The organism is Apilactobacillus bombintestini (genome assembly GCF_003627035.1).
In the GTDB taxonomy this organism is placed as follows: domain Bacteria; phylum Bacillota; class Bacilli; order Lactobacillales; family Lactobacillaceae; genus Apilactobacillus; species Apilactobacillus bombintestini.
In genome coordinates this window covers 454644-477147 of the sequence record NZ_CP032626.1, presented here as the reverse complement: position 1 = coordinate 477147, position 22504 = coordinate 454644, and the positions used below count along the sequence as shown (strand labels likewise).

Sequence of the window (22504 nt, the reverse complement as noted above, 5' to 3'; positions counted from 1 at the left end):
TTGATATAATTAATTCACCGACTTTTGAAAGGACGAATATAATTGAAAGCACATGTAGTATTTGCCACTATTACCGGTAACAATGAAGACGTTGCCGACATTGTTACTGAAGGATTAGAAGACTTAGGAGTCGACGTTGAAGAATCTGAAATTTCACAAACTGATGCGCAAGATTTGGAAGATGCAGATATTTGCGTAGTTTGTGCATATACCTATAATGAAGGTCACCTTCCAGAAGAAGGTTTAGATTTCTTCGAAGATTTAGCCGACTTAGATTTATCTGGTAAAGTTTTTGGAGTTGCCGGATCTGGTGATGAATTCTATGGTGAGTTCTTTAACACCGCTGTAGATGACTTCATCGCACAATTTAAGAAAACTAATGCTACTCAAGGTTCCGATGGTATTAAAATCAATCTTGAACCGGATGAAAAAGATATCGCTACTTTGGATACTTTCGCACAAAGCTTAGTTGATAGTTATAAATCATTAAAAAAATAATCGTTGATGTTATCAACGATTTTTTTATTTGCCTTTTTTTCCTATAAAGGACTTAATCGATGGTTTTCTATCTCTAATTTTGACGTGTAAACTATCTTGTACAGCAGCATTGATAACCGCACCTAGCACTAAAATCATGCCTAATATATATAGCCACAACATTAAAATTACAAAGGCACCGATTGCTTTATAAGTATCAACGCTTTTAGCAAAATAATGTAGATAAATAGAAAATCCTTTAGATAGAACTATCAATCCAATAGTTACCACTAAAGATCCCATCCATACATACTTCCATTTAGTATTTACGTTAGGTAAGAAGTAATATAGCAATACCATTAATACGAATATACCCAAAATAGTTAATGGGTATCTCAACATAATGAATAAATTAATATTCCACTTAGAGAATCCCATTAAGTATGCTGTATATCTGATGATAACTCTACCAAATCCTAGAAATACTAAGAAAATACTTAATGAAATAAGTAATAACAGCATCCATACAAATGACACAATCCGATTCATGATATTACTATCATTTTCAATTCCATACGCTTGATTAACCGCCCTTTGAAAAGCAGCTAAAGCTCGACTAGCAGACCAGACTACAACAATTAAACCAAAAGATAAATTATTGGCCCCTGCTCCACGTAACGCCGAAGAAATTATAGGGCTAATAGTGTCAAAAATAGTCGATGGTAACAAAGGTTCTAGATAATCTAGAATTTCATATGAATTAACATTTAGTATACTTAAAATACTTCCCGTAATAATAGTAATTGGAAATAAAGAAAGCAACGTATAAAAAGCAATAACTATTGCTGAGTCAGATACATTTGCATTCTTATAATGATTTTTTACGTTTATACTAAAATTTTTAAAGCGAATCATTTGTCTTTTAATATCCATTATTATCACCATCTAATTTATGGTCATTAAAAATATCTTCAATTGCTTTTAAAATTTGCTTGGAGGCAGTTCCATCCCCATAAGGATTTTTAGCAGTTGCCATACGTTGATATTCAGAATCATTATCAAATAATTCATCCATCGCATGTTTAATAACTTTTGGATCAGTTCCTACTAACTTAAGAGTTCCAGCAGTAACTCCTTCTGGACGTTCAGTTTCATCACGCAATACCAATACTGGTTTACCTAATGAAGGAGCTTCTTCTTGTACTCCACCTGAATCTGTCATAATAAAGTAACTTCTAGCTGCCATATTATGAAAGTCCACTACGTCTAATGGATCAATCAAATGAACTCTCTTGATGCCATCAAAAATTTCGTGTGCAGCAGATTGAACTGCTGGGCTTAGATGAACTGGATATACTACTTCTATATCTTTACGACGTAATACCTCATCACGAATAGCTTCAAAGGTACGTTTCATACGTTCACCTTGGTTTTCACGACGATGCATAGTTAATAAAATAATCTTATGATCATCAGCGATGTTGTCTAATACTGAGTGATGATAGTTTTTATCTACCGTTTGATTTAATGCATCAATAGCAGTGTTTCCAGTGATATATATTCTTTCATCATTTAAGTTTTGTTTTAAAAGATTTTCTCTACTTAATTTAGTAGGAGCAAAATATACATCTGATAAAATATCAGTCATTTGACGATTCATTTCTTCTGGATAAGGAGAATACTTATCCCAAGTTCTTAAACCAGCTTCCACATGTCCTAGTGGAATTTGGTGGTAAAAAGCACTTACCGCTGCTGCAAAAGTAGTTGTGGTATCACCGTGTACCAAAATAATATCTGGTTGGGCTTTTTGAATAATATCATCTAACTTACTAATCACAGTGGTAGTAATAGAACTTAAGGTTTGTTTAGCCTTCATCACATGTAAATTATAATCAGCTTTAATATTAAATATATCCATTACTTGATCTAGCATTTCTTTATGTTGACCAGTTAATACCGTAATGGGAGTAAAGTTTTCAGATTGTTTTTGCATCTCTAAAATTATAGGCGCCATTTTAATTGCTTCGGGACGTGTCCCAAATATGGTCATAACTTTAATAGTTTTTTTCAATATTACGCCTCCGCACAAAAAGTTTTATACTATAATTATAACAAAATAATTTAATTTTTCCGATAATATTAGGCTTTATCCACAAAATATAAATATAATATATTATTTTATTTATATTATATTATGATAAAATGTAGTTATTAACGTTATTTAAGGAGGTTTCATTTTGGAAACAATTGGTTTAATTGTGCCCTGTTATAATGAAGAACCATCAATCAATCTTTTCTATGATGAAGTAGAACGTGTTTTCAACGAAATGAAGGAAAACAACATGAACTACAATCATGAATATTGGTTCGTAAATGATGGTTCATCAGACAATACACTATCTTTAATTAAAAATTTAAGAAGTAAAGATAAGAATGTCCATTATGTTTCCTTTTCCAGAAACTTTGGAAAAGAATCTGCTATGGCTGCTGGATTAGATAATGTAGGCGGTGATTACGTAGCCGTAATGGACGTAGATCTACAAGATCCACCTGCCTTATTACCTAAGATGATTAAGTACATAAAAGAAGATGGCTATGACGTAGTTGGATGTGTTCAAAAAACAAGAAAACAAAATCCAGTACGTGCCTTTCTTTCATCTAGCTTCTACAAAGTAATCAACAAAATGTCAGATGTAGAAATTAAACAAAATGTACGTGATTATCGTTTAATGACTCGTCAATATGTAGACAATGTATTAAAACTATGTGAATACAACCGATTTACTAAAGGTATTTTTAGTTGGGTTGGTTTTAATACCAAATATATCGAATATGATGGTGTTGAAAGAGCTGCCGGTGAATCTCATTGGTCACTATATCAATTATTAGAATATTCCCTAGAAGGTATTGTCGACTTTTCTGATGTACCACTAAAAGTTGCTACTTGGGTTGGTGGATTCTCATTCTTTATTTCCATCATTGGATTAATTTTCGTAGTCCTAAGAGCTATTTTCTTTGGTGGTGCCGTTAGCGGCTGGCCTTCTCTAGTTTCTATTATTTTATTTATCAATGGTGTACAACTATTCTGCTTAGGAATTGCTGGTAACTACATTGGTAAAATTTATCTAGAAACTAAGAATCGCCCTAAATATATCGTAAAAGAGAAAGAATAATTATGATTGAACTTTGGAATAAATATAAAGAAGTAATTGCTTATCTATTTTGGGGTGTTTTAACTACCATTATTGATATTGTAGTAGCCATTGGATGCCGCTACATGTTTCCTGAAATTTCAGCTTTCTGGAATACCATCATTGCTTGGGTAGCTAGTGTATTATTTGCTTTCTTTACTAATCGTCGCTGGGTATTTCATTCACATGCCGATAATGCTAAAGACTATTTTAAAGAAATGTTTTCATTTATATTTGGTCGTTTAGCTTCTCTAGTATTGGAAGAAATTGTTCTAGTTCCAGGTGTAATGATCTTTGGAAATAAGAACTTCAACATTTTAAAAATCATCGGACAAGTAATTGTTATTGTATTTAACTACTTCTGGTCCAAACTTATTGTGTTCGTTAACCACAATAAATAATAAAAAAGCACTTTCGATTTAATCGGAAGTGCTTTTTTTGTGCTTAATTATTCATTTTTTATTTAACACTTAAGTTTACATCACTAAATCCTTCATTAAAGGTAGCTTTCCATTCACCCTTAGTTAAATGTGGTGGAAGTAAGAAGGTTCCTGAAGATACTCGTTGACCAGCATCTAATGTTAATCCTTGTTGATCTAGTTTTTTAACCAACCATTGTAATGATTTAAGTGGATTGCCTAATACTTCAGATGAAGCACCAGTAGCAACCTCTTTTCCATCATGAGACAAACTAGTAGTTACTTTTTCTAAATCTTCTAGTGAAAAGTCGTTGGTATCAAATTCCTTACCATAAACAACATATCCACCCACTGCTGCATCGGACATGACCATGTATTTAGATAATGATGGGAACCAATCAGCAAAACGTGAATCTGGCACCTCTACTCCTGAAGCTACCGTAGTCTTATTAGATAAATCTTCCAAACTATCAGTTGGTAATAATTTCTCTTTAGCTTTAAAAACTAACTCTACTTCCGCAAGTGGATCCATTAATTCACTATGTAATGATAATGAAACTGGTGATTGAACAAAATGTGATTTTACTTGTGCACCATATAATGGTTCATCTGAATCAAACATATCTTGAGTTTGCTTACTAGTTAAACTAACTTTATATCCGCCTAATTCTTCGTTCTTTAATTCCATTAACTTTCTTTGCACACGATATGATGCATCTTCATCTGACACCATATCTTCCCATTCATCCATTTTCAAAGGCTTTTTAGTCTTGTATGCTTCAAATAATGCGTTAGCCAATTTTTCTTCAGTTTCAGTTAATTCTAATTCAGTAGTTGTCATAATAATACGCTTCCTTTTCTAGCAGCGTACCTTCATTGGTGACGCTGCAATCCTAAATAAAATATTAATCTGTCCATCGTCTAAATCACTAATCGGTAATTGCATTGCCACCACATCCTTTCCTAATTAAAATCGATAAATAAAAAAGCGCCCTTAAACCCATATTCAATATGGATCTAAGGACGCTTACGCGTGTTACCACCTTTAATTTAACAGCCTTATAAAGGCTGTCCTCTACGTACAAATAAAAATTGATACGCTGTCAACTTAACGGTTGCTACCGGCGCCACTTACTATAATTTCAGTGGGCTAGCTAAAGAATGATAACTTTCTATCAGTTTTATTATGCTGTCACACCAAACCAACACTCTCTTAAAATAATTCTGATTAGTTGTTCTTATAATCGCTATTTACTTATCTAATTGTTTATTATTATAGAGAGTTTATTAGAAAAGTCAACACATTTTCTCATTATTTTTTAATAAATGTTCTTGTGTAATTCCATTGTGGACCAGCAGAGTTATGAATAATATCTTTAACATTACTCTTTTGTAGATAGTAAGTTCTAACTTGGTATAAAGGAGAGATTCCTTGATTGTCATTTAATTCCTTGCTGGCATTAATTAAATCTTGCCAACGTTTGTTAGCATCATTAGCATCAGTTGTAGCTGCCTTCTTTAACAATTCATTGTACTTACTATCATTATAGTTACCAAAGTTATATGGTGTATTTCTTTCAGGAATTTGTAGGAATGTAATAGGATCTTTAAAATCTCCACCCCATGATGATAGTGCAATATCAAAGTTTCCTTTGTTTAGATTTTGTGTTGCTAATTTACCTGGAATAGTTCTTAGATTCAATGAAAATCCTGGAAGAACTGATTCTAACTGTGATTTCAAATATTGTGTAGCCACGGAAGTATTTGCATCATCATCTGCCCCCATTAAAGTTAATGAGACATGCTTAATTCCTAATTCTTTTAAGCCTTTTTCATAATATTGTTTTGCTAACTTTTTGTTGTAAGCTAGTGAATTATTATCACCTTGTTGGTCAGCAAAATCTTTACCTGTTTTAGGATCATTAGCTAATCCAAAAGGTACAAATCCAGTAATCTTTTTAGTGTTAAAGCCAAGAATACTTTCGTTTAATTGGTTTCTATCAATAGCTAGAGAAATTGCTTTACGAATGTTTAGATTATTAATAATCTTTCGATTTTGTTCATCTGGATCTTTAAAGTTATAACGTAAGAAAGTAGTCATGGAGTATGAATAATCATGCATTTCTGGATTAGTTTTATAGTTTTTTAGTTGTTCCGAAGATAATGCAGTTACATCAATTTTTCCTTGATTATATAAATTCAAACTTGTTGTAGGATTTGCTACCACCGTATAATTTATCTTTCGTAACTTAATATTTTTAGCATCCCAATAATTATTGTTTTTTACATATGACCACTTATCGTTAGTGCCATTCCAACCTTCAATAGAAAATGGACCGGAATAAACCATATACTTTGAATTAGTTCCGTACTTATCCCCATATTTATTAACCGCAGCTTGGGATTGAGGACCAAATAATGGATAAGCCATTAATGTCTTAAAGTAAGCAATAGGACGATTTAATTTAATCTGTACTGTCTGCTTATTTAAAGCATGAATTCCTAATTTATTAGGACTCATTTGACCGTTACTAATTGCTTCCCCATTTTCCACATTATTAAATAAGTATGCATAACCTGCTTTAGTTTTAGGCATGACTGTTCGACGCCAAGAATAAACAAAATCATTGGCTGTGATGTCTTTTCCATCGCTCCATTTAGCTTTTCTTAAGTGAAATGTCCAAGTTTTTCCATCCTTGCTGGTCTTAGCACTTTTAGCTAAATCAGGAATTGGCTTACCTTTATCTCCTAATTTATAAAAACTACTAAATGCATTTCCAGTAGATCCGTAACCAGTTGATGTAGAAACGTCTAAAGTACTTAATTGTGAAGTTGCTGATAAATTTAAGGTTTGAGTTTTGGCATCATTGTTGGAATTATTTCCACAAGCTGCTAACACAGTTCCTAATAGAATTGTCATGGATGATACTGCTAATAACTTCTTCATATTGTCACTCCTAATTTATATATATCAATCAAAAGAAAAAGACCACTGCCTAAGGCTAACAAACGTTAGCCTCAAACAGTGGTCTCTTATTCGTATAACTCAATTTTTATTAATTTCTGTCAAACTATCTCGAGTTACACGCCTAAAAAGGTTACCACATTTGTGCTAACGACAGTTTGACAACAACATGAAATTAAAAATACGTTATTCAAATGGATAACCTTCTTTCGTACTAGATTGATTAACTGAATAATACATGTAATAAAATGAGAAGTCAATGATTAACTCTAATTATTTTTTAATTTAAATATTTATATTATCTATTTTTACTTTTTTCTACTATATATTAACTAAAAAATTAGACAACCAAATCTTTTTAAAGAAATAGTTGTCTAATTCATATCTATTAAATTATATTTTTATTTTTGTTAGATGAATAAGCTTAGTAGTAATACCATTAGTAAACCTACTACTGAGATAACAGTTTCCAAACTTGTCCAAATCTTTAGAGTTTGTTTGATGTCTAAGTCAAAGTATTCTTTAAACATCCAGAAACCAGCATCGTTAACGTGTGAAGCTGCAAGAGATCCGGCACCGATAGCCAATGCCATTAATACTGGACTAACACTCATTGATTGCATCAATGGAGTTACTAAACCTGAAGCAGTCATTCCAGCTACAGTAGCTGAACCTAGTGACACACGAAGGATAACAGTGATTACCCATGCAAGAATGATTGGTGATAAGCTAGCGTGAGACATAACATCTTGCACAGCTTTACCTACTCCACCATCAATTAATACTTGTTTGAAGGCAGATCCACCACCGATAACCATTAGTAGCATGGAGATGGATTTAATAGCTTCTGTAACTGTCTTAGTAATGTCATCCATAGTTTTCCCACGACTGAAGCCCATTGACCAAACTGCGAATAGTAAAGTAACAATCATGGCAATAACTGGGTTACCAAACATGGAAACTATAGCAGTAATACCATGAGGGTTTGCTACAGTCTTTCCACCATTTACAACCATGTCGTAAACAGTAGAAATTGCCATCAAGATTACAGGTAGTAATGATGTGAAAGCTGCTAAACCAAAACTAGGAGTGTCTTTTAAGTCGTATTTCTTCATTTCACCAAAAGCTGGTAGTGATTTCTTTACTACGAATGCTTCTGGAGCAAATTTTCTTGCCAAAATAGTGAAAAGTGGTCCGGCTACGATAACACATGGGATAGCTACGATAATACCTAATAATAGGTTTTGACCAATGTTAGCACCTAATGCAGAAGCAACTGCAGTTGGAGCTGGTTGTGGTGGTAAGAATCCTTGAGTTGCGGATAAAGCTGCAGCCATTGGAATTCCTAAGTAAACAAATGGTACATCAGCTTCTAGAGCTACCGCAAAAACAATTGGAGTTAATAGAACTAGTCCTACTTCAAAGAATAGTGACATTCCGATGATAAATGAAGCAGCTACAATAGCAAATTGTAATTTACGTTTTCCAAATAAATCAATTAAAGTTCTAGCGATACGGTATGATCCACCTGCATCAGACACTAAACGTCCAATCATAGCACCAAAACCAAAAACGATAACTAACTCACCTAGTGAGCTTCCGATACCAGCTTTAATGGAAGTGGCGATACTAGCTGGGTTCATCCCCAAACCTAGTGCAACTAAAACCGATGTAACGATTAATGAAATAAATGTGTTCAACTTGCATTTAATAATAAGGAATAATAGCAATAAGATTCCAAGTAACAAAACAACAAATGGCATATCATATACCTCTCTTTCATTTAAAAATGGGTTTAACGCGCTTATGAAAGCGCTTTTATATTTCTGTGAATATAATATACCATAACCTTCTCAAAAAAGGAAACTATTTTTTTAAAAATTTTTTTATCTACAAAACTTCTTAAATATGTTATATTATTTTGGGTATTTTAATACCTAATTTCGAAAAAATTTCTAAGAAATCGTTACAATTTTTACTACATTATTGCTAACATGTGGTAAATTGGTAGTTATAAGATATTTTTTACGTAAGGAGGACACGCTTTGAACGCTATTGCATTATTAGTCGGACTTGGTCCACTATTAGGTTGGGGTTTATATCCTACTATCGCTTCATTATTTGGAGGTAAACCAACTAACCAAATTTATGGATCCACATTGGGTACCCTTATTTTCTCAGCTATTTTTATTTTAATTTCAGGTTATTCCATTCCGACAGGTATTAAATTTATTTTAGCCTTGATATCAGGTGCAGGTTGGGCATTTGGACAAATTATGTCATTTAAAGCCTTTGAATTAATTGGTTCATCCAGAGTAATGCCAATCACTACTGCACTACAATTAATTGTCACTGCCTTATGGGGCGTTTTTGCTCTAGGTAACTGGCAAAACCCACTTCACCGTATTATTGGTTTTGTAGCTTTATTAGTAATTATCGTTGGTGCTACTATGACTGCTTGGCAAGAACATAAGGATACTAAAGGTTCTGACGACTTGAAGAAAGCCGTAGGATTGTTAGTAATCGGTGTTATTGGTTACTGGGCATATTCTGCTGCTCCTCAAGAAGCTCATCTTGATGGTATGCATGCCTTCTTCCCACAAGCATTAGGAATGTTCTTAGTAGCTGTAATCTATTGCTTACTTCATATCAAAGAAAACAATGTTTTTGCAGTTAAATCATCATATCTACAAATCATTTCTGGTTTCTTCTTTGCGTTTGCTGCTCTAACTTACTTGATTTCAGCACAACCTGATATGAACGGATTAGCAACTGGTTTCGTGTTATCACAAACTTCTGTTGTGTTAGCTACTCTAACCAGTATCTACTTCTTACATCAAAGTAAAACTAAGAAAGAATTATTCATTACTATTCTTGGATTATTCTTAATAATCGCTGCGGCAACTGTTACCGCATTCTTACACTAATAAATAATAAAAAAGCATTAAGTATCTTAAACTTAATGCTTTTTTATTTGTCTTCTTAATAATTAAGAAAAGCCACCTAGAACTACTAGGTGGCTTTTTATATGACCTCACTCGGAGTCGAACCGAGATCAGCCGCTTAGGAGGCGGTCGCCCTATCCAGTTGTGCTATGAGGCCATAAATACGACAGATAATATTGTCGCATTTTAAATTAATAATGTAAAGTTACTTTCTGCCAGCGGAATCTTGTTTATTCCACTTATGACGCATCCCTTTATTCTTAGTATGCTTGTTTTTCTTCCCACGTTTTTTCTTCCCACGTTTTTTCTTCTTAGGCTTAGCATTAGAAATAAACTTACCGCTATTAGTTTTCTTAGCAGTTGATTTCTTATGGTTAGCTGCCTTTGCATGAGAATTATTTCGCTTACCTGTTTTCTTGCTTTCAGGCTTCTTTTCAGCTTGTTGTGCACCTTCAGGTATATTATGCACTAGTTGATTTTTGTAGAAATAGATATTTTGAAAATCATAATCGTAATCTTTTAATATATTATTACGTAAATCACGAAGATCATGGTCATCTCCAAAATTAATAACCAAGCCATCTTCACCCATACGTCCAGTACGACCTACTCGGTGAACATATTCAATATCTTCGTCCGGTAAATCATAATTAACTACAGCAGGCAATTTAGCGATATCCAAACCTCTAGCAGCTACGTCTGTGGTAAGCAATAACTTAACTCGTCCTAAACGAAAGTCATTCATTGCCTTTTGGCGTTTAGTTTGATTTTGATCACTAGTTAATTTAGCTACACCATTATAGTGATTATGCATGAAGTAACTGTAGGTTTTGTTTAAATCTACGGTTTGATTAAAGAATACTAGTGCTTTAAAACCAGCAACATGTTGTAAACGAGATAGCATTTTATTTCTATTTCGTCTTAAAACATTCATCATGCCATGTTCTACATGTCCCTGCGTATTATCTTCTGCTCGGACATCTACTTTCTTAATGTCACGGTTACCAAACCAGTAACTTAATTCATCTAGAATAGGTGTAGAAGTAGCTGAGAAGAATTCCAATTGAATATCTGATAATAAATCATCAGTAATTTCACGAACGGTAGTTAAAGTTTCACCTTGTAATAAATCATCCGCTTCATCAATAATTAAAGTTTTAAACCAATGTGTTTTTAACTTTTTATCATCAATTAGATTTTTAATACGTCCGGCAGTACCTACAATAATTTCAGGATGCTTTTTCAAGCGTTCCATTTGTCTTTTAATATTGGCACCACCAGTAAGTGCTAGAGTTTTCATCCCTCTTAAATTAGCCCAATTACGAGCTACCTTAGAAGTTTGAATAGCTAGTTCTTGTGATGGTTCAATAATTAATAATTGTGAACCTGCTCCTGGTTCCAAATTTTCAATACTAGGTATTAAAAATGCTACCGTTTTACCAGAACCAGTAGGTGATAAACCTAAGACACTTTCTTGTTGCTTAATTAATGGATAAACTCGCAACTGTATTAATGTCTGTTTAGTATATCCCAATTTTTTAAAATATTTTTCGAACTGTTCTATCATAATATTCCCCTATTTATAATCGACTAACTATCTATAATTTTACCAAAACATTGGGTCAATTTCATAGCTATCAACGATCTTGGTTTTTCAATAAGTAGCGTTGCCAACCAGTTTTATTTCCATTAAAGGCCACTTGATTAACTAAAATATCACTACCATCAATGTTGATATTGCGATATTTTTTAACTTCGATAAAATTAGCCTTTTTATTATCTTCATCCGGACTAAAATACTGTACATTATGCATTATCGATGGATTCAATTGTTTAAACGTATCATAATCAGAACGAACCATCACATCAGTATCATAATAATGGTGCAAACGATAAATAAAATCTGACAATTGTTGAATCTGCTTTTTGGATAAATCATCTCGTACTACCACCATAGGAGGTAAGGTCCCATAATCGCTACCTACTTCCTTAGTGAAATTTTTTAGCTGATCATGCACACTGCTTTGTGTACTAAATATATGATAGGAACCTACTTGTAATCCAGAGCCCTGACTACGTTGGAAATTATCAGAAAAGTCATCATCTGTATATGTAGCTCCCTGACTTGCTCTAATGTATACAAATTTCTGTCCACTATTTGCCAAACTCACAAAATCGATATAAGCATCCGATTGGCTAATCATAATTCCTTTTACTTCATATTGATCAATTAAATAATTTTGATAACTTTGGTATCCAAAATAAGAACCTATCAAACTACATAATATTAATAACGATACTATTAACCACTTATATTTTCGCCAAAAGTTGAAATGGCGATTATGCGGAGTATTTTGTTGATGATACAAAGACATCCTTGTATCCATATAATCACCCCTTCATCAATTATAATTATTATAATCATAATAAGGAAAAATTACTACAAAACATATTAAAACACTTGAATAGCTAAGCCGTTTTCAATATAATGAAAGCGGTAACTAAATAATTTATTAATGACTTTTTATATTGAGTTTATTATAATAGTTTACATTATTGAAAATAAAAATGAGTTTCTCTTTTTATCGAAAGGAAGTTATATTATGAACTACATCATTGGTGTGGATATTGGTACAACAAGTGTTAAAACCGTTTTGTACGATACCGATGGACAAGTTAAAGGATACTCAAACGATGGTTATCCTTTATATCAAGACACTCCAGATATGGCTGAAGAAGATCCAGAAGAAATCTTCTCTGCTATGATCGCAGGTCTTACTGAAGTATTAAGAAAAGCTGACCTTAAAAATGGAACTTTAAAGGGTATTTCATTCTCATGTGCTATGCACAGTTTGATTTTACTTGATGAAAACCACAAACCATTAACCCGTGCTATTACATGGGCTGATAACCGTGCCGTTGACTACGCAGATCAACTAAAAGAATCCGGTAAAGCTAAAGAATTATACGAAAAGACTGGTACTCCAGTTCACCCTATGACTCCATTAACTAAGTTAATGTGGTTAAAGAATGAAAAGAAAGATATTTACGACAAGGCTAGTTACTTTGTTGGTATCAAGGAATACATTCTTTACAAATTATTCGGTGAATTGAAAGAAGATTACTCAATTGCCAACGCTACTGGTATGTTCAACATCTTCAAGATGGATTGGGACGAAGAAGCTCTTAAATTAACTGGTGTTTCTCGTGACCAACTTCCTGAATTAGTTGACACTACTTACCAATTCAAAGGTTTAAACAAATCATATGCTAACGTAATTGGTATTGATCCTAACACCCCATTCGTTATTGGTTCATCTGATGGTCCTTTAGCCAACCTAGGTGTTAACGCTATTAAACCTGGTGTTCTAGCCGTTACAATTGGTACTTCAGGTGCCGTTCGTGTTGTTACTGACAAACCAGTTATCGATCCTAAAGGTCGTGTCTTCTGCTACTACTTAGCTAAAGACAAATGGGTTGTTGGTGGTCCTGTAAACAACGGTGGTATCGTCTTCCGTTGGGTAAGAGACCAACTATGTGCCCCTGAAAAAGTTACTGCTGAACAAATGAACATGGATGCTTATGACCTATTAACTCAAATTGCTTCACAAGTACCCGCTGGTTCAGATGGTCTATTATTCCACCCATTCTTAGGTGGTGAACGTGCTCCTATATGGGATGCTAACGCTCGTGGATCATTCTTCGGTTTAACTAGAATTCACACTCGTGCACACATGATTAGAGCTGCACTAGAAGGAATCGTATTTAACCTATACACTGTTAGTCTTGCTCTAGAAGAAGTAGTTGGTAAACCAACAAGCATTCAAGCTACTGGTGGTTTTGCTCGTTCAGAACTATGGCGTCAAATGCTTGCTGATATCTTTGAACAAGATGTTAACATTCCAGAAAGTTTCGAAGGTACTGCTTTAGGTGCTGCTACATTAGGTATGTACTCACTAGGTATCATCGATAACTTGGAAAAGGTTGAAGACTTCGTAGGAGTAACTAATGCCCACAAGCCAAACCCTAACAACTACAAAGCTTACCGTGAATTAGCACCAATTTACATTCGTTTGAGTCGTCAACTTCAAACTGAATACAAGAACATTGCTGAATTCCAACGTAAGCATGACCGCTCAAAGAGTGAAACAGAAAAATAATAATTAATTATTATTAAAAAAGGTTGGATCTTGTTTCCAGCCTTTTTTATTATTTACCAATATTCTAGGAGGATTACCACATGCAAGAGAATGAATTAAAACGTGGTATTGGTATGATGGCAGCACTTTCTACTGTTATGGGAACCGTAATTGGTGCGGGTGTATTCTTCAAAACAGCTAGTGTTGTAAACAGTACCCATTCATTTACTCTAACAGTACTCGCATGGATTGTCGGGGGACTACTTACTATCTGTGCCGGTTTAACTGTTTCTGAATTAGCTGCTGCAATTCCTAAAACCGGTGGTGCCATTAAATATTTGGACTACACATACGGTCCATTAACTGGTTTTTCCATGGGTTGGGCACAAATATTGGTTTACTATCCTGCCAATATCGCCGCAGAAGCTATCATTTTTTCCACTCAATTAATTAATCTATTTCATTTAAATCCAGGAATTTTAAATTACATGGCTGTATTCGTTGCACTAAGTGTATTAGCTATTAATTTCCTAGGATCTAAAGTTAGTGGAAATGTACAAACTATCGCATTAATTTGCAAATTAATTCCAATCTTTTTAATCGCTATTTTTGGTTTATTTATTCCGGGAGCCGTACACGTATCATTTCTACCTATCTCCCCTAGCAACCACGCTAATCTTTGGACTGCTTTTGGTTCTGGATTACTTGCTACTATGTTTGCTTATGATGGATGGATTGGTGTTTGTGATGTTGCGGGTGAAATTAAGAATCCTAAGAAGAACTTACCTAAAGCCATTATCATTGGTCTAAGTTTAATTATGATTATCTACACCCTAGTAAATATCGCTTTCTTAAAGACTCTTCCACTAGAACACATTGCCGGAAACCAAAATACTGCTTCCGAAGCTGCCATTAAATTATTTGGTGAATTCGGTGGTAAATTAGTTACTATCGGTATTTTAGTTTCTGTCTATGGATCCTTAAATGGTTATACATTAAGTGGTATGCGTATTCCATATGCTATGGGAAAAAGTAAATCTCTTCCATTTAGCTCATGGTTTACTAAATTATCTAAAAAAACCGCCGTTCCATATACTTCAGGTATTTTCCAATTAGTAATTGCTATCTTAATGATTATGGCTGGTAGTTTTGATTTATTAACTGATATGTTAGTATTCGTTATGTGGATTTTTAACTGTCTACTATTTATTGCAGTATTTAAACTACGTTTCCAAGAACCTGATATGATCAGACCTTACAAAGTTCCTTGGTACCCTGTTGTACCTATTGTAGCTTTAGTAGGTGGTATCTTTATTCTTATTGAAACCTTACTAACCCAAACTAATCTAGCATTAATTGGAATTCTACTTACTTTAATTGGAATTCCGGTTTACTACTTACAGCAAAGACATTTGAAACATAGAGCATAATTAAAAAGCATTCGATTTTAGTCGAATGCTTTTTTTAGTATAAAATTCAGTTTTAAGACGTTTTAGCATATTCATGAGTAATTGTTCCATAAATTGTTTAAAATGTTAAATATGCGCTTGTTTTTACTATACAAAGCACAATTAAATACATTTTAATAGTATCTATGAATTTCATTTGAGATTGTCCTTGCTGCTACATTTTCCAAAATTTTCAGTGAAAAATTTGGTATGGTATATAAACATTTTTTTATTTTTTTCCAAGCATTATTATCCCTAATTTTATTCAAAAAATCTTGTCCATCCATAGTTAATTGTCCAGGAAAAATTTTTACAGGCTTGTTACTTCCCCATAAAATATTTCCAGTTATGAGATTATTCTTACTTAACTGTTCAATTACATTTACTACTTCATCCCTTGAATAATCCCCATGCTTATGAATATTTTATTATTATTAGACTTTTCAATTTCTAAGAGAACAAGCCTAATCAAATCGTAATCTAATTTCAAAGTATCATTTCCTTTAATGAAAAACTATATATCAAGATCTCCAACAACTTTTACTGGAGCTTCAAAATCAACATCATTAAATACTTCTTTACTGTATGCCTGTCTACCTGCACGAATTCTATCCTGTTCTTTTTCTCTAAGGTCACTCATTTCTGAAGTTGTTTTTGTATCAACTATGAAATAAAGTCTCTCTGACCCATCTCTTTCAGCAAGAATTGCCCAATCAGGATTATAATTTCCAAAAGGCGTTGGAATTTTAAACCAACTTGGTAATTTCAAAAAATATTTTATTTTCTTCTCATTAACTAATGATTCAGCAAATTTGTTTTCTTCTTCTGATTGTGTAGCAATTTTCTCAAATAATGTCTTCTTTAATCCACGATCTGGTACTTTCCACAATGTGTTCTCAGACGCACTAAAGGAATGTAACAAGTCCTTAGACCAGGTTTTTCCATTCCTTACATATACCAATGATTTGTTTAATAATTTTCGTTGATGACCCTTAATGTTGTTTAATGCACGTTTTTGAAATAATGCTGGATTCATTTTAATTTTGTCAATGAAACTATTATCTTTTTTCTGCGTTTCTAAAATTATAGTTGCAACCGCATTCTTTGTTATACCAGATTGATCCGCTATTTGTTTAATAACATTAACAATAGGAAGCTTATTCCAAACAAGATGTTCCGTATTTTGATTTAACATTCTATTGTCTACTTTATTTTCCTTTAGATTAACTCTGGCACGCGTTTGTATGGCTGTCATTTTTTTTAACTGAATTTCAGATAGTGGATTATTTCCATTTACTATGTCATTTATTAAATTATCTTCATCAAATTTAACTCGATAATTAACTTTGTGTGCAATTTTATTCCACAAATCATTTAGATATGGATTATTTTTATTGGTAATATTTACTTCTTTTCTATTTCTACGATTTCTTGGTTCTGGAACATCAAACTGAATGGTTATTTTATTAATCATTGCACTAGTTGCTTGTGAATCTAATCCAACTTCTTTAGCTTTTTTTATGAAATGTTTTTTTGTATCAGGTGAAGATAATTTTTTTATCCCACTAAATATAGGCTTTCCATCACTACTAATAACATTTTCTTCTTTTAATATATTGACAAAATTTTTAGATTCTTTCTTTGAAACTTGAGTAGTAATATCAGTATTTTGATTTTCATCACTAAACGAATCATGATTATCATCACTAATATTTTTTTCATCATAATCATTAGTATTAACATTATGATTTTTTTGCACAACCAAGTTAGCAAAAAAGTCTCCATTAATTTTGTCCTTTAATAAACCACTCTTTGCATATTCCTTTTGAAGTCCATCTGCAAATTGCTCAAATGTCTCATTAGCATAAATGGTAACTACATTCTGTTCATCATCATAAACTCTTTCACCATTTTGGTTAACTGGAATTCTTAGACCACGTCCTATCTTTTGTCGACGTGCTAAATCATTTTTTGGTGATGCAATTGTTAAAATTTGAAAAACATTGGGATTATCCCATCCTTCTTTTAATGCAGAGTGACTAAAAATAAAACGTAATTTAGCAGCTTTCGTATTAGTTTCTGATTTACCTGGAACATATTGAGTAAGCAATCCTTCTTTATCAGCCATAATAACGTTATATGCTGATTCATCTCTTATTGTATCGCCATTTCCTCTAGAATCACGATAGATTTCTGGCTTGTTTTTTGTTGCCTTATCTTTAGCAAAATATCCGTCATGAACTTCAGATACTGGAACATTATAATCGTTTAATTTTTTATATTTCGGATTACTATGTAACACTTCCGTGTACAATCTTTCAAATAATTTAGCATACTTTCCATTTTTTGGACCATCATTAGTATAAACACGATAATTTTTCACTTTATCTAAGAAAATTAATGATAAAACCTTTATACCTTTTCTCTGCATTTTTAATTCTCTATCAATATGATCCCTAATCAACGCTTTCATTTGAGCAGTTACCCAAATTTCAAATTCTCCTTCTAAAGAACCTAATTCCGCTTTATAACCATTTTCAAATTTCACAAATGATTCAGTAATATTAATTTCACTTACTAATCCAAATTTATTATATAGTGAGTTATGCGTTTTTTTTGCCAGCGAATCACCTTTTTTTAAAGTAACAATTTTCTTGAAAAAATCATCATTACTTGATTTGTATGCTAATACTCTAGCTACAAGTTTTCCATTTTTAATTTCTGGATTTTCACTTAATTCAACAATAGGAATATTCCCATCAGTATTAACCTCTGTTCCTAGAGTTTCAATATGTTTAACCATATGTTCTTTATATGCATCAACTGGTCCAAACTCATATAACAATGGATACTGTTTTTCTTTATGCGTTGCAGAATAACGAAGTACTATCTTAGGATTTAATGAAGAAATCGCCTTTTTTCCAGCTTTGGCACTATCAACAGACTGTGGTTCATCAATAATCACAATAGGATTTGAATCGGTAATTTGATCAAGTGGGCGACCACCAAAAAAGCCTTCATTATATTCTTGATTAATGATATTAGTATCCTTATTAAATGCTTGAATAGTAGTTAACATAATCTGAAAGCTATTGTCTTCAAAATTTTGTAAATCACCAATTTTCTTTGAATTATACACAAAATATTGATATTTATCTGTATTGAATATATCGCTCAAATAATTTCTAAGCTTTCGAAGATTGTCTTGAACACCCGTTTTAATTGCTCTACTAGGTACAACAATAATAAATTTATTTTCTCCAAATCTTTTATGAAGCGCCATAATTGTTTGAAGATATACCATTGTCTTTCCAGTTCCCGTTTCCATTTCAATATTAAATTGTGGAAATGGTGATAAATAATCATTTCCAGGATATTTTCCGTTAACATTTAATAAAGTTTTTTTTACCGAACTATCTAACAATACTGGGTCAGTAATAATTTCATTCAAAGTATTATCATATCCAGATAAAGTGTTAATAACTGCCTTAACTGCTTTTTCTTGATAATTTAATTTTTCATAATTAATTTGCATTTAAATCCACTCCAAACTGAAGTGATCGTTTAACTCTGGACTCTGCTTCAATAACTCTATTAAATTAAATTTAATTTCTGAACCATCATCCATCTCTCTTAAAACGACCTTAGCATTTTTCTTTTTTCTTTTGGAATTTAGTTTTCCTATTAATGACATATCATATTCACCTAAAATAATAAATACTTCTTTATCTTCTGACACATAGTGATAAATATCATCGTTTATTTCAGGATTAATGTCTAATGATATTCCAGACTTAATTGCAATTTCCAATGCTCTTTGATTATTTGTTGATGCATCAGTAAATGGATTTCTAATTAACTTAAGTTGCTCTTCGAAATGTTCAGGATTTTCATCCCATTGATTAATTGTTGTTTTTGACAATTTAAAAGTTTTAAATCCAATATCCAAATCCTTATAATCATTTCTGGATAGGATATCTTCACCTGCAAGTCTTATTCTTTCTCTACCTATTGCACCCAATTCATGACTTTGATTATTATCATCAAGATATTGAATAGCATTTTTTATAATTTGTCTAGTATTGCTATTAGAATTATCAAGTGCAACATCTAAATTTTCCGGCAATTGAACTAAAATAAATTTTCTGTTTCCGTAATCTTTTGCATTAACATTGAACACAGCTTCAGCTGTAGTTGCTGATCCACTAAAGAAATCAACAACAATAGAATCCCTATCTGTCCCTAATTGTATAATTCTTTCAAGTAACTTAACCGGTTTAGGATTAGAAAATACTGTCGATCCAAATAATTCTTTTACTCTAGCTGTCCCATTTGTTGTAGTATCAACATCATCCCATAATGTTTTTACTACTTTTCCTCTTTCCTTAGCTTCAAATAAAAATCTTTTTCTTTGTGGACCAGAAAGGCCATTTTTACCAAAAACAATTCGATTATCTGACATTAGTTCATCAAATTTATTCTTATCATTCTTCCAACATGATCCAGGATTAGGTTTGTATACTTTTCCAGTATTCGGATTAACTATGTCATATAGTTGATTTGGACGCTCTCCACCAGTTTGAAATGGATCTGCTTTCCAAGGTCCTCTTGGATCATTATCTGGATTACTAAATCCTTTATCACTATCAGGAATACGAAAATCCGTTCTGTTCTTCACAAAATAGTCATTATCTTTAAAATAAGTGAGAGTATGAGTTGTGGATCCAGATATTATTGCTGTATTAGTTACTGATTTTGTAGAATTCCAAATTATATCGGATACGAAATTATTTTCTCCAAATATTTCATCCATAACTTTTTTTAAGTTGAATGCTTCCGTATCGCTTATATTAACAAATATAACTCCCTTTTCTGATAACAATTTTCTTGCTAATTTTAATCTAGGATACATCATATTAAGCCAATCTGTATGAAAACGGCCATTTGTCTCATGATTTGTACTTGTGAATTCACCATTGTCATTTTTTTGACCAGTTTGTTGTAAATACTCATTATATCCATTATGAAAATCGTCATGGTATATGAAATCTTTACCAGTATTATAAGGTGGATCTAAATAAATCAAGTCAACCTTATTACCATATCCATTCTGTAACAATTTTAGAACTTCAAGATTATCTCCCTCAATATAAATATTTTTAGTATTATTCCAAAACTTAGAATTATTCTTATCTGGTATCAATGTTGTGTCTTTAGAAGGAGCATCAGCTATTTTTTTTGCATCCTTTTTTCCTCGCCAAGTAAATTCAAATTTTTCATTATAATCAGACTTTTCTAAATCTGGTGAAAGACTTTCTTGAAGTGACTCAAAATCAATTTTACCGTCAGTTACTACTTCAGGAAATATTTTAGCTATTTTTTTTGCTGCTCTTGTCCTAAAATTTGGTGTAGTAGGATTATAATCTTCACTATCCATATTAACTTACTCCAATCTGTTAAGCATTAATGTTAGTACTTTCTCATTAATAGAAAAATACCTTAGCTGACATTAACCTCAAGCTATAAATAATATTTACTTCTTTTCAAATACAGTTACTGATTCCACATGAACGGTTTGTGGGAATTGATCAACTGGTTGAACTGGTTGATTAATTACGTAACCTTTTTCTGCTAAACGACGTGCATCCCTAACTAAAGTAGATGGATTACATGAAACGTAAACAATCTTGTTAGGAGCCACCTTAGTAGCACTTTCAATAAATGAAGCAGCAAGTCCTTTACGAGGAGGATCCACCATAATTACATCTGGCTTCAATCCTTGTGCTTGCCATTTTTCCATTTGTTCTTCTGCACTACCAGTTACAAACTTGGCATTGTTAATGTGGTTCTTTTGTGCATTGATTTTAGCATCTTCAATGGCTTCTTTAACGATTTCTACCCCATAAACTTGTTTAGCATGTTCAGCTACAGCTAATGAAATAGTACCGATACCACAGTATGCATCAATAACAGTTTGAGTACCGTCTAATTCTGCTTTATCAATGGCAGTGGAATATAGTTTTTCAGTTTGTTCTGGGTTTACTTGATAGAATGAATTTAAGGAAATAGCAAATTTCAATCCTAATAATTCATCTTCAATGTAAGTCTTACCATATAAACGAACTGTACTCTTACCTAACAAACCGTTGCCATCAGATAAATTAATGTTTTGCATAATACTAGTTACTTCTGGCAAGGCATCTTTGATTTCTTTAACAATCATGTCTACCATAGGTAATTTCTTAGTTCTAGTAATCAATCCAATCATCATTTGATGACTGTAGTGACCTCTTCTAACCATAATGTTTCTGATAACACCATTGTGCTTGTTTTCATTGTATGGTTCGATATGGTATTTACGTAGAATATCTCTAACTACTACGATAGCCTTATCGATTTCTGGGTCTTGAATATAGAAATCTTCGATAGGAACTAAATCATGAGAATGTTTACGGTAAAAACCAGTTTGTAATTTACCATTAATTAAACGAACTGGAATTTGTGCCTTATTACGGTATTGGGTAGGATTATCCATTCCCATAGTAGGCAATACTTCTACATCCATCTTAGATTTATCAAACAATTCTTGTAATTGGTGTTGTTTGAATTTTAATTGCGCATCGTACTTCAAATGTTGAAGTGGTGCAATTCCTGTACGAGTGTAATCTCTATTAACATCTTCAACACGATCAGAAGATTTCTTTAATAATTCTTCTAACTTTCCAAAACCAAAATTTTGGTTAACTTTAATAACTTTAATTTTAGCTTTTTCACCAGGTAAAGTATCTTCGATAAATAAAGGATAATCCTTTATTTTAGCGACACCTAAACCTTGATATGTTAAGTCGATAATATCAACTTCGTATTCTTCATTCTTATTAACTGGTGCTTTAAATTTCATATTTTCCCCTTTTATTAAA

Annotated in this window: 17 protein-coding genes, 1 tRNA gene and 1 other annotated feature; of the genes, 6 read left to right on the top strand and 12 right to left on the bottom strand. The window is 32.4% G+C overall.

Annotation, left to right across the window (positions count from 1 at the left end):
- Nucleotides 1–42: 42 nt before the first annotated feature.
- The gene (locus D7I45_RS02285) at nucleotides 43–498 is read left to right on the top strand and encodes a flavodoxin (RefSeq protein ID WP_120784165.1); all 456 of its coding nucleotides are present in this window, start codon (nucleotides 43–45) and stop codon (nucleotides 496–498) included.
- A gap of 24 nt (nucleotides 499–522) precedes the next feature.
- On the opposite strand, the gene D7I45_RS02280 is transcribed toward D7I45_RS02285, so the two are convergent.
- Both D7I45_RS02280 and wecB read right to left on the bottom strand, forming a co-directional pair.
- Nucleotides 523–1410: a YihY/virulence factor BrkB family protein gene (locus D7I45_RS02280; RefSeq protein ID WP_162924069.1), complete on the bottom strand. Its 888-nt coding sequence runs from the start codon at nucleotides 1408–1410 to the stop codon at nucleotides 523–525.
- Complete coding sequence (gene wecB, locus D7I45_RS02275) at nucleotides 1400–2527, bottom strand: non-hydrolyzing UDP-N-acetylglucosamine 2-epimerase (protein ID WP_120784870.1); 1128 nt, start codon at nucleotides 2525–2527, stop codon at nucleotides 1400–1402. The genes D7I45_RS02280 and wecB overlap by 11 nt, the downstream gene beginning before the upstream one ends.
- Before the next feature lie 187 nt (nucleotides 2528–2714).
- Here wecB and D7I45_RS02270 point away from each other — a divergent pair, with 187 nt between their 5' ends.
- Together D7I45_RS02270 and D7I45_RS02265 are read left to right on the top strand one after the other, a co-directional pair.
- A complete protein-coding gene (locus D7I45_RS02270) occupies nucleotides 2715–3650 on the top strand; it encodes a glycosyltransferase family 2 protein (RefSeq protein ID WP_120784163.1) in 936 nt (311 codons plus the stop codon).
- 2 nt (nucleotides 3651–3652) lie between these two features.
- Nucleotides 3653–4069 carry a GtrA family protein gene (locus D7I45_RS02265; protein ID WP_120784162.1) on the top strand — a complete coding sequence of 139 codons (417 nt, stop codon included), beginning with the start codon at nucleotides 3653–3655 and terminating at the stop codon, nucleotides 4067–4069.
- Between the two features lie 58 nt (nucleotides 4070–4127).
- Here D7I45_RS02265 and D7I45_RS02260 read toward each other — a convergent pair whose 3' ends face one another.
- From D7I45_RS02260 to D7I45_RS02250, 3 genes are all read right to left on the bottom strand, one after another.
- Nucleotides 4128–4928: a 2-keto-4-pentenoate hydratase gene (locus D7I45_RS02260; protein ID WP_120784161.1), complete on the bottom strand. Its 801-nt coding sequence runs from the start codon at nucleotides 4926–4928 to the stop codon at nucleotides 4128–4130.
- 175 nt (nucleotides 4929–5103) lie between these two features.
- Nucleotides 5104–5341: a binding site (T-box leader), on the bottom strand.
- Nucleotides 5342–5399: 58 nt separating this feature from the next.
- A complete protein-coding gene (locus tag D7I45_RS02255; protein WP_120784160.1) occupies nucleotides 5400–7034 on the bottom strand; it encodes a peptide ABC transporter substrate-binding protein in 1635 nt (544 codons plus the stop codon).
- Nucleotides 7035–7462: 428 nt separating this feature from the next.
- Nucleotides 7463–8815, bottom strand: coding sequence for a gluconate:H+ symporter (locus D7I45_RS02250; protein ID WP_120784159.1), 1353 nt, complete (start codon nucleotides 8813–8815; stop codon nucleotides 7463–7465).
- A 282-nt stretch (nucleotides 8816–9097) separates the two neighbouring features.
- On the opposite strand from D7I45_RS02250, the gene rbsU reads away from it, so the two are divergent.
- Nucleotides 9098–9979, top strand: a complete 882-nt coding sequence (gene rbsU / locus D7I45_RS02245; RefSeq protein WP_120784158.1) for a ribose/proton symporter RbsU — start codon at nucleotides 9098–9100, stop codon at nucleotides 9977–9979.
- A gap of 102 nt (nucleotides 9980–10081) precedes the next feature.
- On the opposite strand, the gene D7I45_RS02240 is transcribed toward rbsU, so the two are convergent.
- The 3 genes from D7I45_RS02240 to D7I45_RS02230 all read right to left on the bottom strand — a co-directional run bounded on the left by D7I45_RS02240 (nucleotide 10082) and on the right by D7I45_RS02230 (nucleotide 12273).
- Nucleotides 10082–10154: transfer RNA gene (locus D7I45_RS02240), tRNA-Arg, on the bottom strand.
- Nucleotides 10155–10202: 48 nt separating this feature from the next.
- On the bottom strand, nucleotides 10203–11564 hold the full coding sequence (locus D7I45_RS02235; protein ID WP_120784157.1) for a DEAD/DEAH box helicase: 1362 nt from the start codon (nucleotides 11562–11564) through the stop codon (nucleotides 10203–10205).
- A 70-nt stretch (nucleotides 11565–11634) separates the two neighbouring features.
- On the bottom strand, nucleotides 11635–12273 hold the full coding sequence (locus D7I45_RS02230; protein ID WP_162924068.1) for a GH25 family lysozyme: 639 nt from the start codon (nucleotides 12271–12273) through the stop codon (nucleotides 11635–11637).
- A 327-nt stretch (nucleotides 12274–12600) separates the two neighbouring features.
- Between D7I45_RS02230 and gntK the strand changes: the two genes are divergently transcribed.
- The gene (gene gntK, locus D7I45_RS02225) at nucleotides 12601–14157 is read left to right on the top strand and encodes a gluconokinase (protein WP_120784155.1); all 1557 of its coding nucleotides are present in this window, start codon (nucleotides 12601–12603) and stop codon (nucleotides 14155–14157) included.
- 80 nt (nucleotides 14158–14237) lie between these two features.
- Nucleotides 14238–15566, top strand: coding sequence for an APC family permease (locus D7I45_RS02220; RefSeq protein WP_120784154.1), 1329 nt, complete (start codon nucleotides 14238–14240; stop codon nucleotides 15564–15566).
- Between the two features lie 152 nt (nucleotides 15567–15718).
- On the opposite strand, the gene D7I45_RS06295 is transcribed toward D7I45_RS02220, so the two are convergent.
- From D7I45_RS06295 to rlmD, 4 genes are all read right to left on the bottom strand, one after another.
- Entirely contained in the window at nucleotides 15719–16006 is a 288-nt protein-coding gene (locus D7I45_RS06295; protein ID WP_120784153.1) for a DUF2513 domain-containing protein, read from the bottom strand.
- A gap of 92 nt (nucleotides 16007–16098) precedes the next feature.
- Nucleotides 16099–19119 (bottom strand): restriction endonuclease, encoded by a 3021-nt coding sequence (locus tag D7I45_RS02210; RefSeq protein WP_120784152.1) that lies wholly within the window; start codon nucleotides 19117–19119, stop codon nucleotides 16099–16101.
- Nucleotides 19120–21021, bottom strand: coding sequence for a site-specific DNA-methyltransferase (locus tag D7I45_RS02205; RefSeq protein WP_120784151.1), 1902 nt, complete (start codon nucleotides 21019–21021; stop codon nucleotides 19120–19122). It lies immediately after the preceding gene.
- 96 nt (nucleotides 21022–21117) lie between these two features.
- Complete coding sequence (rlmD, locus tag D7I45_RS02200; RefSeq protein WP_120784150.1) at nucleotides 21118–22485, bottom strand: 23S rRNA (uracil(1939)-C(5))-methyltransferase RlmD; 1368 nt, start codon at nucleotides 22483–22485, stop codon at nucleotides 21118–21120.
- Nucleotides 22486–22504 lie beyond the last annotated feature (19 nt).

Excerpts from the sequence above, each read along its gene's own strand:
- D7I45_RS02280 (WP_162924069.1), bottom strand. The coding sequence starts at position 1,410 with ATGGATATTAAAAGACAAATGATTCGCTTTAAAAATTTTAGTATAAAC.
- wecB (WP_120784870.1), bottom strand. The coding sequence starts at position 2,527 with ATGACCATATTTGGGACACGTCCCGAAGCAATTAAAATGGCGCCTATA.
- D7I45_RS02265 (WP_120784162.1), top strand. The coding sequence starts at position 3,653 with ATGATTGAACTTTGGAATAAATATAAAGAAGTAATTGCTTATCTATTT.
- D7I45_RS02260 (WP_120784161.1), bottom strand. The coding sequence starts at position 4,928 with ATGACAACTACTGAATTAGAATTAACTGAAACTGAAGAAAAATTGGCT.
- D7I45_RS02255 (WP_120784160.1), bottom strand. The coding sequence starts at position 7,034 with ATGAAGAAGTTATTAGCAGTATCATCCATGACAATTCTATTAGGAACT.
- D7I45_RS02250 (WP_120784159.1), bottom strand. The coding sequence starts at position 8,815 with ATGCCATTTGTTGTTTTGTTACTTGGAATCTTATTGCTATTATTCCTT.
- D7I45_RS02235 (WP_120784157.1), bottom strand. The coding sequence starts at position 11,564 with ATGATAGAACAGTTCGAAAAATATTTTAAAAAATTGGGATATACTAAA.
- gntK (WP_120784155.1), top strand. The coding sequence starts at position 12,601 with ATGAACTACATCATTGGTGTGGATATTGGTACAACAAGTGTTAAAACC.
- D7I45_RS02220 (WP_120784154.1), top strand. The coding sequence starts at position 14,238 with ATGCAAGAGAATGAATTAAAACGTGGTATTGGTATGATGGCAGCACTT.
- D7I45_RS02210 (WP_120784152.1), bottom strand. The coding sequence starts at position 19,119 with ATGCAAATTAATTATGAAAAATTAAATTATCAAGAAAAAGCAGTTAAG.
- D7I45_RS02205 (WP_120784151.1), bottom strand. The coding sequence starts at position 21,021 with ATGGATAGTGAAGATTATAATCCTACTACACCAAATTTTAGGACAAGA.
- rlmD (WP_120784150.1), bottom strand. The coding sequence starts at position 22,485 with ATGAAATTTAAAGCACCAGTTAATAAGAATGAAGAATACGAAGTTGAT.